A 12,601-nucleotide genomic window follows, 5' to 3' on the forward strand; every position below is an offset into this window, starting at 1 on the left:
TTAGCTGCTGACAGAACGTGACCGCCGCCGCCGGTCACCCGGCTGCGGCGGTCACGGCGTCGTGGTCAGGCCAGGTTCGACGAGCGCGGGTACGCGTCCGTCGGGTCGGTGAGCACGTTGACCAGGTACGGCACCCCGGCGTCGAAGGCGCGGGCCAGGGCCGGCCCGAGGTCGGCCGGCTTGGCCACCGTCTCGCCGGCCCCGCCGAGCGCCTCGACCACCTTGTCGTAGCGCAGCTCCGGCTGGAGGTCGGCGGCGACGTCGTAGCCGTACATGGCCCGCATCGGGTGCTTCTCCAGCCCCCAGATGCCGTTGTTGCCGACCACGATGACCACCGGCAGCCGCTGCCGGACCAGGGACTCCACGTCCATCAGCGAGAAGCCGGCGGCGCCGTCGCCCATCAGCACGCAGATCTGCCGGTCCGGGTGGCTGACCCGGGCGCCCATCGCGTAGCCCATGCCGGTGCCGAGGCACCCGTACGGGCCGGGGTCGAGCCAGGTGCCCGGCTGGGCCGGCTCCAGGTAGCGGCCGGCGTACGAGACGAAGTCGCCGCCGTCGCCGATGGTGATCGCGTCGGAAGCCAGCACCCGACGCAGCTCGCCGTAGACCCGGGCCGGCCGGATCGGGTCGGTGTCGGCGGCCATCTCCTCGGCGTCGCGGGCCTTCGCGGCGTCCTCGGCCGTACGCAGCTGGGCGACCCAGTCGGCGTGGTCGACCCGGTCACCGGTCTGCCCGGCCAGCGCGGAGAGGATCAGCCGCAGGTCGCCGGCGGGGCTGGCGGCGGGCTGGACGTGCCCGGCCCGCTGGCTGGGGGCGTCGACGATGTGCACCACCGCCGCGTCGCCGAAGTCGCCGAAGCTGAGCCGGAAGTCCAGCGGGGTGCCGATGACGACGACCACGTCGGCGCCCTTCAGGGCGACCCGGCGGGCCTTGGCGAAGGCGAGCGGGTGCTCCGGCGGCAGCGCCCCGCGCCCCATGCCGTTGGTGAAGACCGGCACCCCGAGCGCCTCGGCGGCCTCGCGGAGGGCGGCGACCGCGTCGCCGGCGTACACGTCGGAGCCGGCGATGAACACCGGGCGCTGCGCGCCCGCGATCAGCCGGCCGGCGCGGGCCACCTCGTCCGGGTCCGGCTCGACCGGCGCGACGGCGACCGGCGCGGGCAGCTCGGCGTCACCGACGCTGAAGACCGCCTCCAGCGGGAAGTCCAGGAAGGCCGGCCCCCGGTGCGGGGTGAGCGCGCTGGTCAGGGCGGCGGTGACCGCGCGCGGGATGTCGTCGGTGCGGAACACCGTCTCGGCGTGCTTGGTGACCGGGGCGACCAGCGGCAGGTGGTCCATCTCCTGGAGGCTGCCCGAGCCCCAGCGGAACTGCGGCGCCCGCCCGCCCAGCACCAGCACCGGCGAGGCGTTGAAGAACGCGCTGGTCAGGCCGGAGACGCCGTTGGTGACGCCGGGGCCGGCGGTGAGCACGGCCAGGCCGGGACGGCGGTTGAGCTTGGCCACCGCCTCGGCGGCGAAGACCGCCGACTGCTCGTGCCGCACGTCGTAGATCGGGAACCCGTGCTTGTGGGCGGCGTCGTAGAGCGGGAAGACGTGCCCGCCGGAGAGGGTGAACATCTCCCGTACGCCGTTGGCGCGCAGCGCCGCCAGCGCGAGCTCCCCGCCGTGGCCCTCGACCCGTTCCGTCATCGCCGCTCCCCTCGTCACATGACCGGTGTCACACGCTACTGGCCGGTACGGAGGATGTGAACACTTCTCGGTTCACCTGGCGGGCCGGCGCCCACACGCGGCGTCGCCGGCCCGGGCCGACGGTCAGCGGCCGGTGAAGTCCGGCTTGCGCTTCGCCACGAAGGCGGCCATGCCCTCGCGCCGGTCGTCGGTGGCGAAGAGCGCCGCGAAGAGCTGGCTCTCCCAGGCCAGACCGGAGTTGAGGTCCATGTCCAGGCCGCCGTCGACGGCGAGCTTCGCCGCGCGCAGCGCCTGCACCGGGCCGGTCAGGTACGGCGTCACCAGCTCGACGGCCGTGTCGTAGACCTGCGCGGCCGGGGCGATCCGGTCGGCCAGGCCGATCCGCAGCGCCTCCTGGGCGTCCACCATCCGGCCGGACATGATCAGGTCCTTGGCGCGGGCCGGGCCGACCAGGCGGGCCAGCCGCTGGGTGCCGCCGGCGCCGGGGATGATGCCGAGCTTGATCTCCGGCTGGCCGAGCTTGGCGTCCTCGGCCACCACCCGCCAGTCGCAGGCCAGGGCCAGCTCGCAGCCGCCGCCGAGGGCGTACCCGGTGATCGCGGCGACCACCGGCTTGGGGATCCGGGCAATCGCGCCGAGGGCGCTGGACAGGTCCGCGGCGCGCTCCGCCATGTCCACGTAGGACATGTCGGCCATCTCCTTGATGTCCGCGCCGGCGGCGAAGACCTTCTCCCCGCCGTACACGATGACGGCGCGGACGCCGGCGTCGGCGGTGGCCGCCGCGGCCGCGGCGCGCAACTCCTCCTGCACCTGGGTGTTGAGCGCGTTCATCGGCGGCCGCTCCAGCCGGATGGTGCCGATGCCGTCCCTGGTCTCCAGCCGCACGAACTCGCTCACGCTGCCCTCACTTCCTCGTCGAAGTAGCGTGCCAACCTTACGGCCCGGTCGTTGGGGTACGTAGGCTGGTGTCAGCCCCGCCACCGGGAGTACCGCCATGATCACGTACTACGACGACAGGTCGGTGCAGGTCACCTCCACCGCGATCCGGGTGGACGGGCGGACCTTCCCGCTCGCCGAGATCGGCATGGTCTGGCACCAGCGGGGCAGCCGTTCGTGGCGGGTGCTCGTCGGGCGCGGCGCCCTGGGCGCGGCCCTGGCCGGCCCCCTGGTCGCCGCCGTGCTGGGCGTGGCGCTGGCCGTCTGGCTGCACCGCTCGCTCACCGTCACCGTCGCCATCGTGGGCGCCTCGGTGCTGGTCGGGCTCGCCGTCGGCCCGCTCGCCGACTTCCTCTTCGAACACCTCGACCGCTCGTACGCCCGGGGCAGCCGGCAGTGGGAGATGTGGGCCCGCTGGCGGGGCCGGCCGGTGCTGCTGCTGCGCACCGGTGACGCGCTGCGCTTCGGCCAGGTCTACCGGGCGGTGCAGCGGGCGATGGAGAGCCGCCGCCCGATCCCCGGCGCTCAGAACTCGATCGGCCCGTCGGGCACCATCTCCAGCCCCCGCAGCAGGCCGTAGAGGTCCTGCTCGCCCCAGAACTGCACGATCCGGCCGCCGGCCAACCGGTACATCTTGCAGGCGCTCTGCACGGCCGTGGCGCCGGTGGCGTCCCGCCGGTAGGTCTGCGCCATCGAGACGACCACCCGGTCGCCCGCCGCGACGCCGTCCGGTCCCCCGGTCCGCGCACCCGGCGGGCGAGCCCGGTGGCGGGGTCTGCGCCGGTGGCGCTGGTCCGTGCTGACGGCCCGGTGCCGGGAGCTGTGGCGGCAGCATGTGGTCCCCGACGCTGTAGAGCTGATGTCGTAGACGACTCAGCCGCAGTGGCGCGCCTCCACTGCGGACCGTGAACCGTCCCCGAGCCTCGCCCGCCACTGCCCCTGCGCCACCGGCCCGGGCCACCGGTGGAACCACATGGGTGTCACCGGCGCCTCTTGACACCCATGACGTTCCACTCGTCGCCGTCGAGCCACCCGTCGTGCATCGCACGAAGGCCGGACTCGCCACCGCGCAGGCACGGCTCGACGCCGACGCACGCCGGGCATGGCCGGCCGGTTGGGTGAGTCGTTGACGACATCAGCTCCACAGCGTCCAGCAGCGCACCCCGGACCCCGGGCGGACGCGCGGACCGGAGGGGCGACCGGCTGCCGGAACGACGGGGGTGGGTCCTGTCCACGGATGGTTAGGGTCTAGTGATGACGCTCTATTACCGGGACGACACCGTCCAGGTGACCTCGGAGTCGATCCGGGCCGGTGGGCAGGCGGTCCGGATCGCCGACGTGACGTACGTCTGGCACGCGCGGGGAGCGACGACGCTGGCCGTCCGGGGGCGGGTGCTGGGCCGGGGTGTCCTCGTGCTGCTGCTCTCGCTGCCACCACTGGTGGCGCTGGTCTGCGTGGTCTCGCTGGCCTGGTCGGCGCAGGACCGGGGCAACTGGAAGCTGGCACTGGTCATCCTCGCCGGTTGCGCGGTCGGCGCGCTGGCCCTGACCCCGTTCCTGGAGCTGCCGCTGAGTTGGCTGGACCGCTCCTACGAGCGCGGCAACCGGGTGCACGAGCTGTGGGTGCAGCACCACGGGCAGGAGGTGATGCTGGTGCGCACCCCGGACGCGTTACGGTTCGGGCAGATCTACCGGGCTGTGCAGCGCGCCGTCGAGCACCAGGGAGAGCACCGATGACCACCCGTCGTGGCGAGGCTGCCGCCTACGGCCGGCTGCCGTTGCAGGCGCCGCTGATCTGGTGGGCACTGCGGGTGGCCCGCACCCGGCCATGACGACCGGCGGTCTCACCGGCGGGCGCTGAGCCCTTGCCGGCACGGGCCGGATTCCGTACCGGCGACCTCTCAACTCAGCGGCAGGGTGGTGGCCATCGGCCAGGCCAGCAGCGCCGCACCGACCAGTGCCGGCAGCCACCGGGGCGCGCCGGCCCGGCGCAGCACCGCCGCCCAGGCCGCCTGCCAGCCGACCAGCACCGCGAAGAGCGGCACCACCAGCAGCACGAACCCGGGCGCCAGCCCCACCACGGCCGAGGCGGTCAGGGCCAGCACGGCGATCCCGCCGATGGCCGCGTACCGCCAGCTCCGCCCGGCCGTCGCCAGCTCCGCGCCGGTGAGGAAGACCAGGCAGGCGGCGGCCACCACGGGCAGCAGCCACCACCGGTCGCCCACCGGCAGCGCCGAGGTGAACCCGAGGTGGATCGGCACGGCGACGGCGGTCACCGCGTACCCGGTGAGCAGGACGGCGGCGAGCGCGGACCGGGCCGGCGCGCGGCGGGCGACCGGCGCGGTCGCCGGGACCGTGGTCGAGGTGGCGGCGGGCAGCGGCCACCACCGCGCGGCGGCGGCCAGCAGCACGCCGGTCACCAGCAGGAAACCGGTGACGTGACCACCGACCGCGAGCGGAAGCCGGGTGGTCGGCGCCAGCGCGCCGGCCAGCGCACCCAGGCCGGCGGCGGACGCCGCCACCGCCAGCACCGCGGGGGTCGGGGCGGCCGGCCACGACGGCCGGGGCCGGCGGCCGAGCAGCAGGGTCGCCAGCGGGACGAAGCCGAGCCCGAACCCGAGCAGCAGCAACCCGGCCGGCGCCAGCCGCGCGAGGGGTCGCGGCGGGTCTGCGCCGCCACCGACCCACGCCGCGACCTCGTCATGGGTACGACCGGCGAAGAGCACCGAGATGTGCTCGACCCCGGGTACGACCACCAGCCGCCGCCCGACGCCCCGGCGGGACGTCGCCTCGGCGGTGTCGCGGAAGGCGGGGAACTCCGCGCCGCCGACGATCAGCAGCAGCCCGTCCGGCCGGCCGTCGGGCAGGTCGTCGGAGTCGGGCAGCGAGATCGCGACGGTGCGGGCGATGTCCGGGTGGCCGGCGGCGTAGCGGGTGACCGCGCCGGCGCCCATCGAGTGTCCGATCAGGACGATCCGCGCCGGGTCGACGTCCGGCCGGGTACGCAGGTACGCGACGGCGACGGACAGGTCGCGCTCCAGGGTGGCGCGGGAGTCGGCGGCGTCCCGCCCGGCGCCGGGCAGCCGGGCCGGGTTGGCGCCGTGCCCGGCGACGTCGACCAGCAGCGCGACCGCGCCCTGCCGGGCCACCGTGTCGGCGATCGGGCGCATCAGCCGGGCCGAGCCGGCGAACCCGTGGGCGATCACCACGCCGGGTCGGCGGCCCGCCACGCCGGTGGCCCGCACCTCGGTCAGCGGCACCCCGTCGACGGTCGCCCGTCGGGTGCTCAGCCCCGCGTCGGCCCGGGCCAGCCCGTACCCGCCGAACGCCAGGGCGAGCACGGCGAGGACCGCGAGGACCGCGACCCGGCGGGCGGCCGGCGTGGCGCCGAGGGGGCGGACCGACATGCCGGGCACCCTATCGCCCGGGCGGGCGGGCCGGTGCCCGCGACGCCCGGCCGGGCAGTGACCGGGACCGCGCCGTCGGGCGCGGGTGGCCGGGCCGACGCACACTGGTCACATGGCTATCCCCCTCCCCCGGCCCACCGCGGTCGTCGGCCTCACCCGCACCGCCCTCGACCAGGCGTTCGGCTCGGCCGCCTCGTTCGCCGCCGTGCCGGCCCGCGCGTTCGCGGTGCTCGACGGCGTGGAGGCGCTGCTGGCCCGGATCAACGGGGTGGTGGACCGGATCGAGGGCACCCTGGACCGGACCGACCGGGTGCTCACCGACGCCGAGGCGGCGGCCCGCGAGGTCGCGGTGATCAGCGCGGCGGCGACCACCGCGATCGAGACCGCCACCGAGGTGGCCGCGGCGGCCGCCGTGGTGGTCGGCGAGGCCGAGCAGGTGTCCGGCGCGGCGGCCGTGGTGGTCGGGGAGGCCGAGCGGGTGGCCCGGGCGGCCGGCACGGTGGTCGCCGAGGCGGACGCCGTCGCCAGCCGGGCCGCCGGCACGATCGTCGCCGCCGAGCAGGCCGCCGCGACCGCGACCGGGCTGATGGCCGCGTACGAGCCGGCGCTGCGCCGGGCCGCGCCGATGGCGACCCGCTTCATCGAGCAGCTCAGCCACGAGGAGGTCACCGCGGCGATCCGGCTGGTGGACGAGCTGCCCAAGCTCAAGGAGCACCTGACCGCCGACATCCTGCCGATCCTGGCCACCCTGGACCGGGTCGGCCCGGACCTGCACGACCTGCTCGACGTCACCCGCGACCTCAAGCTCGCCGTCGCCGGCATCCCCGGCCTCGGCATGCTGCGCCGCCGGGGCGAGCGCCGCACCGACGACCCGGCCGATTGACCCGCGTGATCCACTCCGTTTGCGACGTGTCGCGGTGTCCGGCGGCGGGGAGACCGCGACACGCCGCAACCGGTGTCGATCATGACCGGGCGGGGCCGGCGCCGGGACCGGTCAGCAGTCGCAGCGGGCGGTGGCGCGCGGCGCGGTCAGGTCGTCGACCGGCCGGCGGGTCTCCCCGGTCTCGGTACGCACCGGCAGCCCCTCCCGGACCCAGTACTCGTAGCCGCCCAGCATCTCCTTGACCCGGTAGCCGAGCCGGGCGAACTCCAGCGCCGCCCGGGTGGCGCCGTTGCACCCCGGCCCCCAGCAGTAGGTGACCACCGCCGTGCCGGAGGGCACCAGCTCGGCGGCCCGAGTGGCGATCTCGGCCGTCGGCAGGTGCACCGCGCCGGGCAGGTGCCCCTGCCGCCAGGCGTCCGGCCCCCGGGAGTCGACGACCACCAGGCCGGACACCCGGGCGGTCAGGTCGGCGTGCACGTCGCTGACGTCGGTCTCGAAGGTCAGCCGGTCGAGGAAGTGGGCGGCGGCGACGGCCGGATCGGCCGGTGGCACCGAGAGCGTGTTCGACATGCCTGTAGATCCTCGGCCGGCCACCGCCACCGGCGGGAGTGGCGGGAACGACGTCCTCCGCTAACATCCCGCCATGACCCGTACGGTGGCCGTGCTGGCGTACCCGGGGATGTCGGTCTTCGAGACCGGCATCGTCACCGAGGTGTTCGGGCTGCCCCGCCCCGAGTTCGACGTCGACTGGTACGCGCTGACCGTCTGCGCGGAGCGCCCCGGTCCGGTACCGGTGGTCGGCGGCGCCGCCCTGCACACCCCGTACGGCCTCGACGTGCTGGCCCGGGCCGGGACGGTGATCGTCCCCGGCGTGCCCGACGTGACCGCCGACCCGTCACCGGAGCTGGTCACCGCGCTGCGCCGGGCGCACCGGGCCGGCGCGCGGATCATGTCGATCTGCTCCGGGGCGTTCGCGCTCGCCGGCGCCGGCCTGCTCGACGGCCGGCGTGCCACCACCCACTGGCGGTACGCCGACCTGCTGGCCCGGCGGTACCCGCGCGTCGACGTCGACCCGGACGTGCTCTATCTGGACGACGGCGACGTGCTGACCAGCGCGGGCAGCGCCGCCGGCCTGGACCTCTGCGTGCACGTCGTCCGCCGGGACTTCGGCGCGGCGATCGCCAACGCGGTGGCCCGGCGGCTGGTGATCCCGCCGCACCGCGACGGCGGGCAGGCGCAGTTCATCGAGACGCCGGTGCCGGCCGACCCGGGCGACGACCGGATCGCCCGCAGCATGGACTGGGCGCTGGCCCACCTCGCCGAGCCGCTGACCGTGCAGCGGCTGGCCCGGCAGGCGCACATGTCCTCCCGTACCTACCTGCGGCAGTTCGCCCGGGCCGCCGGGACCAGCCCGATCCGCTGGCTGATCGACCAGCGGGTGCGGGCCAGCCTGGTGCTGCTGGAGTCGACCGGGCTGCCGGTCGCCGAGGTGGCCCGGTCGGTCGGGTTCGACAGCGCGGTCACCTACCGGCACCACTTCGGCCGGGCGATGCGGACCTCGCCGTCGGCGTACCGTCGGGCCTTCCCCCGCGACGCCGCCTGACCTGGGCGCCGTGTCGGGGACGCGGGTGGGTGGCGTCAGCCGGCCGGCGGGGCGTAGAGCGCGTCGATCTCGTCGCGCCGGGGCAGCGCCACCGAGGCGCCGAGCCGGCGTACGCAGGCCGCGCCGGCCGCAGCGGCCCAGTGCACCGCGTCCAGCACCTCCCGGCCCTCGCCCCAGGCCACCGCCAGCGCGGCGGTGAAGGCGTCACCCGCGGCGGTGGTGTCGACGACGTCCACCTCGACCGCCGGCACGTGCACGTCCGCGCCGTCCCGATCGCCGTACCAGGCACCCTCGCCGCCCAGGGTCAGCACCGCCCGGGGCACGAGTTCCAGCAGCGCACGCGGCTCGTCCCGGCCCCGGCCGGTGAGCGCCTGCGCCTCCGGCTCGTTGACCACGAGCAGGTCCACCGCGGCCAGCAGCTCGGCCGGCACCGGCCGGGCCGGCGCGGCGTTGAGGATGACCCGGGTGCCGGTCTCCCGGGCCGCCAGCGCCGCGGCGGTCACCGTCTCGACCGGAATCTCCAGCTGCGCGACCAGCACGTCCGCCTCCCGTACGGCGTCCAGCTCGGCACCGGTGAGGCCGGTGAAGGCGGTGTTGGCGCCGGGGGTCACCAGGATGGCGTTCTCCCCGACGGCGTTGACCATGACCAGCGCCACCCCGGACGCGCCGTAGACCACCCGCAGTTGGCCGGTGTCCACCCCGGCGGCGGTGATCCGGGCGCGCAGGGTGACGCCGAAGGCGTCGGAGCCGATCGCGCCGAGGAAGGCGCAGGACGCGCCGGCCCGGACCGCGGCGATCGCCTGGTTGGCGCCCTTGCCGCCGGGCACCGTCACGAAGTCGCTGCCGAGCACGGTCTCGCCCGGCCGGGGCAGCGCCGGGCCGGTGCCGACGAGGTCCATGTTCGCGCTGCCCACCACGACGACCCGGGTCTGCCGCACCACGACCTCCTGCCGACCTGCGTGTTGCGGCGAGTCTAGGACCAGCCGCCGGCCGGGAGCCGGGCGCCCGGGCTCAGGCGGCCCGGGCGGTGTACCGCTCGCCGCGCCGCTCGACCACCAGCGGCAGGCCGAAGGTCTTGGAGAGGTTGTCACCGCTGAGCGTCTCGGCGAGCAGCCCCTGGGCGACCACCCCGCCCTCGCGCAGCAGCAGCGCGTGGGTGAAGCCCGGCGGGATCTCCTCGACGTGGTGGGTGACCAGGACGAGGGCGGGGGCGTCCGGGTCGTACGCCAGCTCGGCCAGCCGGGCCACCAGGTCCTCGCGCCCGCCCAGGTCGAGCCCGGCGGCCGGCTCGTCGAGGAGCAGCAGCTCGGGGTCGGTCATCAGGGCGCGGGCGATCTGCACCCGCTTGCGCTCGCCCTCGGACAGCGTCCCGTACGCCCGCTCGGCGAGATGCCCGACGCCCAGCTGCCCGAGCAACGCGCGGGCCCGGGACTCGTCGGTGCGGTCGTAGCTCTCCCGCCACCGGCCGACCACCGACCAGGCGGCGGTGACGACCACGTCGCTGACCCGCTCCTCGGCGGGTACCCGCTCGGCGAGCGCGGCGGTGGAGAGGCCGATGCGCATCCGCAGCTCGTTGACGTCGGTGCGGCCGATCCGCTCGCCGAGCACGTGCGCGGTGCCGCTGGTCGGGTGCAGCCGGCCGGCGGCCAGGTTGAGCAGGGTGGTCTTGCCCGCGCCGTTGGGGCCGAGGACGACCCACCGCTCGTCGAGCTCGACCCGCCAGTCCACGTCGTGCAGCAGCGCGGTGCCGGAGCGCTTGACGCCGACACCGTCGAGGCTGACCACCAGATCCGCGTCCACGGGTGCGGGGGCGGCGGGGGCGCCGGCGGCGCCGGGGATCAGGTCACCAGTCACCGCTCCATCCAACCACGCAGCCTGCGGGGTGCCCCCCACGGGCGAGGCTCCGGCCATAGGGTGAGGCGCCGTGTCGTTGGTCACCACAGCCGGAGGACGTGCCATGCCCGATCGAGGTCAGGAGCAGCGCCGATGAGCGCGGTCATCGAGATCGAGGGGCTGCGCAAGACGTTCCACACCCTGCGGCAGGGGCGGCGGGTCGCGGTCGACGGCTTCGACATGCTGGTCGAGGCCGGGCAGGTGCACGGCTTCCTCGGCCCGAACGGCTCCGGCAAGACCACCACCCTGCGCGCCCTGCTGGGCCTGGTGAGCGCCGACGGCGGCCGGATGAGCGTGCTCGGCTCCCCCGCCCCGGAGAAGCTGGCCCGGGTGGCCGGCCGGGTCGGCGCGATCGTGGAGAGCCCGCAGTTCTTCGGCAACTTCACCGGTCACCGCACGCTGCGGCTGCTGGCACTGGCCGGCGGGGTGCCGACCGGCCGGGTCGACGAGGTGCTGGAGCAGGTCGGGCTGCGCGACCGGGGCAACGACCGGGTGAAGGGCTACTCGCTGGGCATGCGGCAGCGGCTGGCCGTGGCCTCCGCCCTGCTCAAGGATCCCGAGCTGCTGATCCTGGACGAGCCGGCGAACGGGCTGGACCCGGCGGGCATCCGCGAGATGCGGGACCTGATGCGGTCGCTGGCCGACGCGGGGGTGACGGTGCTGGTCTCCAGCCACATCCTGGCCGAGATCCAGCTGATCTGCGACCACGTCACGATCATCTCTCGGGGTCGCCGGGTGGCGGCGGGCCGGGTCGAGGAGGTGCTGGCCGGCTACGACCAGCACGAGTGGCGGGTACGGGTGGCGGAGCCGGGCCGAGCCGCCGACCTGCTGGGAGCGGCCGGCCTGTCGGTCACCGAGCACGACGGGCTGCTGGTGGTCGCCGGCGCGGAGGACCCCGAGCTGATCGCCCGCACGCTGGGCGAGCAGGGGGTCTGGGTACGCGAGCTGACCCCGATCCGCCCCGACCTGGAGAGCGTCTTCCTGGAACTGACCGGCACCGCACCACATCCGACACTGCCGAGGCAGGTGGGCGAGGCCGCCCTGCCCGGGGAGGGACCTGACGCATCCATGATCGACCTCGACGTGACCACCGGCCGGGGGGTGCAGGCGTGAACCTCGTCCGTGCCGAGGTGGAGCGGCTCGCCGCCCGCCGTTTCGTCCAGCTGATGCTGGTGCTGCTGGCCCTGGCCTTCGCCATCACCACGGCCACCACCCTGGTCGGGTCGCACCAACCGTCGGCCCGCGAGCTGGCCGCGGCGGAGGCGCAGCTCGCCCAGGTCATCCGGGCCATGGAGGCTAACCACGAGTACTGCCTGAAGGTCAAGGCGGGCGAGCTGCCGGTCGACGAGAACAGGTACCTGCCGGCCGACTGCAGTGAGGCCGACCCGGTGCTGCAGGACCAGCTGCCGGTGGTCGCCGACTACCTCAGCGGCGTCTTCGTCTTCGGCCAGCAGGCCGGTCCGCTGCTGTACTTCCTGATCGCGTTCCTGGTGCTCTTCGGTTTCCTGGTCGGGGCCTCGTACATCGGCGCCGACCTGAACTCCGGCGGGGTGGTCAACCTGCTGCTGTGGCGGCCGCGTCGGCTCACCGTGCTCGGCGCGAAGCTGGGCACGTTGCTCGGGGTGGTGACGCTGCTGTCGGTGGTGGCGACGGTGGTCTACCTGGGCACGTTCTGGACGATCGCGCAGGCGGCCGGGCTTCCGGGTCGGCTGGACGCGGTGTTCTGGCAGGACCTGGCCGGCCGCTACGGGCGCGGCCTGGTGCTGGTGCTGCTCGCCACCGCGCTGGGCTTCGGCATCGCCACGCTGGGCCGGCACACCTCGGCGGCGCTCGGCGCGGTGGCCGCGTACGCGGTGGTCTGGGAACTGGGCGCACGGCTGGTGTTCGAGATCCTCGACGTGGCCCGCCCGGACCAGCTGATGCTCTCCACCTACATCGCGGCCTGGCTCGCCGGCAAGGTGGAGTTCTATGACGACCAGGTCTGCCGGAACGCGTCGGGCTTCGGCTTCTGCGACGGCACGTACACGATCACCTGGGCCCCGGCGCTGCTGGTGCTGCTGGCCCTCGCCGGCGCGGTGACCGCCGCCGCGTTCGCGGTCTTCCGCCGGCGCGACCTGATCTGACTGCCGCCGTGCCCGGGACGGGCGATCGGCCCGGCACGGCCCGGTCACCACCGGCCCGACTTCGGCAG

Annotated in this window: 13 protein-coding genes; 6 read left to right on the top strand and 7 right to left on the bottom strand. The window is 75.2% G+C overall.

The genetic code is table 11. From position 1 onward, the window contains the following. Positions 1-65: 65 nt before the first annotated feature. Together ACTMTB_RS11110 and ACTMTB_RS11115 are read right to left on the bottom strand one after the other, a co-directional pair. Positions 66-1,688: an acetolactate synthase gene (locus ACTMTB_RS11110; RefSeq protein ID WP_441144701.1), complete on the bottom strand. Its 1,623-nt coding sequence runs from the start codon at positions 1,686-1,688 to the stop codon at positions 66-68. Between the two features lie 123 nt (positions 1,689-1,811). Then, positions 1,812-2,585, bottom strand: coding sequence for an enoyl-CoA hydratase-related protein (locus ACTMTB_RS11115; RefSeq protein WP_441144703.1), 774 nt, complete (start codon positions 2,583-2,585; stop codon positions 1,812-1,814). A 97-nt stretch (positions 2,586-2,682) separates the two neighbouring features. Here ACTMTB_RS11115 and ACTMTB_RS11120 point away from each other — a divergent pair, with 97 nt between their 5' ends. Further along, positions 2,683-3,204, top strand: coding sequence for a DUF6232 family protein (locus ACTMTB_RS11120; RefSeq protein WP_441144705.1), 522 nt, complete (start codon positions 2,683-2,685; stop codon positions 3,202-3,204). On the opposite strand, the gene ACTMTB_RS11125 is transcribed toward ACTMTB_RS11120, so the two are convergent. After that, entirely contained in the window at positions 3,150-3,317 is a 168-nt protein-coding gene (locus tag ACTMTB_RS11125) for a hypothetical protein (protein WP_441144707.1), read from the bottom strand. The genes ACTMTB_RS11120 and ACTMTB_RS11125 overlap by 55 nt on opposite strands. A 561-nt stretch (positions 3,318-3,878) precedes the next feature. Here ACTMTB_RS11125 and ACTMTB_RS11130 point away from each other — a divergent pair. Next, entirely contained in the window at positions 3,879-4,361 is a 483-nt protein-coding gene (locus ACTMTB_RS11130; RefSeq protein ID WP_154943292.1) for a DUF6232 family protein, read from the top strand. 164 nt (positions 4,362-4,525) lie between these two features. On the opposite strand, the gene ACTMTB_RS11135 is transcribed toward ACTMTB_RS11130, so the two are convergent. Next, positions 4,526-6,031 carry an alpha/beta hydrolase gene (locus tag ACTMTB_RS11135; protein WP_441144710.1) on the bottom strand — a complete coding sequence of 502 codons (1,506 nt, stop codon included), beginning with the start codon at positions 6,029-6,031 and terminating at the stop codon, positions 4,526-4,528. Between the two features lie 112 nt (positions 6,032-6,143). Here ACTMTB_RS11135 and ACTMTB_RS11140 point away from each other — a divergent pair, with 112 nt between their 5' ends. Then, a complete protein-coding gene (locus ACTMTB_RS11140) occupies positions 6,144-6,914 on the top strand; it encodes a hypothetical protein (RefSeq protein WP_441144712.1) in 771 nt (256 codons plus the stop codon). Between the two features lie 111 nt (positions 6,915-7,025). Here the strand turns inward: ACTMTB_RS11140 and ACTMTB_RS11145 are convergent, their stop codons facing one another. Then, positions 7,026-7,484, bottom strand: a complete 459-nt coding sequence (locus ACTMTB_RS11145; RefSeq protein WP_441144714.1) for a rhodanese-like domain-containing protein — start codon at positions 7,482-7,484, stop codon at positions 7,026-7,028. A gap of 73 nt (positions 7,485-7,557) precedes the next feature. Between ACTMTB_RS11145 and ftrA the strand changes: the two genes are divergently transcribed. Further along, positions 7,558-8,517 carry a transcriptional regulator FtrA gene (gene ftrA, locus ACTMTB_RS11150; RefSeq protein ID WP_441144716.1) on the top strand — a complete coding sequence of 320 codons (960 nt, stop codon included), beginning with the start codon at positions 7,558-7,560 and terminating at the stop codon, positions 8,515-8,517. Between the two features lie 35 nt (positions 8,518-8,552). Here the strand turns inward: ftrA and ACTMTB_RS11155 are convergent, their stop codons facing one another. Together ACTMTB_RS11155 and ACTMTB_RS11160 are read right to left on the bottom strand one after the other, a co-directional pair. Then, entirely contained in the window at positions 8,553-9,455 is a 903-nt protein-coding gene (locus ACTMTB_RS11155; RefSeq protein ID WP_441144718.1) for a ribokinase, read from the bottom strand. 73 nt (positions 9,456-9,528) lie between these two features. Beyond that, positions 9,529-10,428 (bottom strand): ABC transporter ATP-binding protein, encoded by a 900-nt coding sequence (locus ACTMTB_RS11160; RefSeq protein WP_357615232.1) that lies wholly within the window; start codon positions 10,426-10,428, stop codon positions 9,529-9,531. 75 nt (positions 10,429-10,503) lie between these two features. Here ACTMTB_RS11160 and ACTMTB_RS11165 point away from each other — a divergent pair, with 75 nt between their 5' ends. Beyond that, positions 10,504-11,523: an ATP-binding cassette domain-containing protein gene (locus tag ACTMTB_RS11165; RefSeq protein WP_441144720.1), complete on the top strand. Its 1,020-nt coding sequence runs from the start codon at positions 10,504-10,506 to the stop codon at positions 11,521-11,523. After that, positions 11,520-12,533, top strand: coding sequence for an ABC transporter permease subunit (locus ACTMTB_RS11170; protein ID WP_441144722.1), 1,014 nt, complete (start codon positions 11,520-11,522; stop codon positions 12,531-12,533). Before ACTMTB_RS11165 ends, ACTMTB_RS11170 begins: the two co-directional genes overlap by 4 nt. Positions 12,534-12,601 lie beyond the last annotated feature (68 nt).

This window comes from Micromonospora sp. L32 (assembly GCF_052068055.1).
Taxonomy (GTDB): Bacteria; Actinomycetota; Actinomycetes; order Mycobacteriales; family Micromonosporaceae; genus Micromonospora; species Micromonospora purpureochromogenes.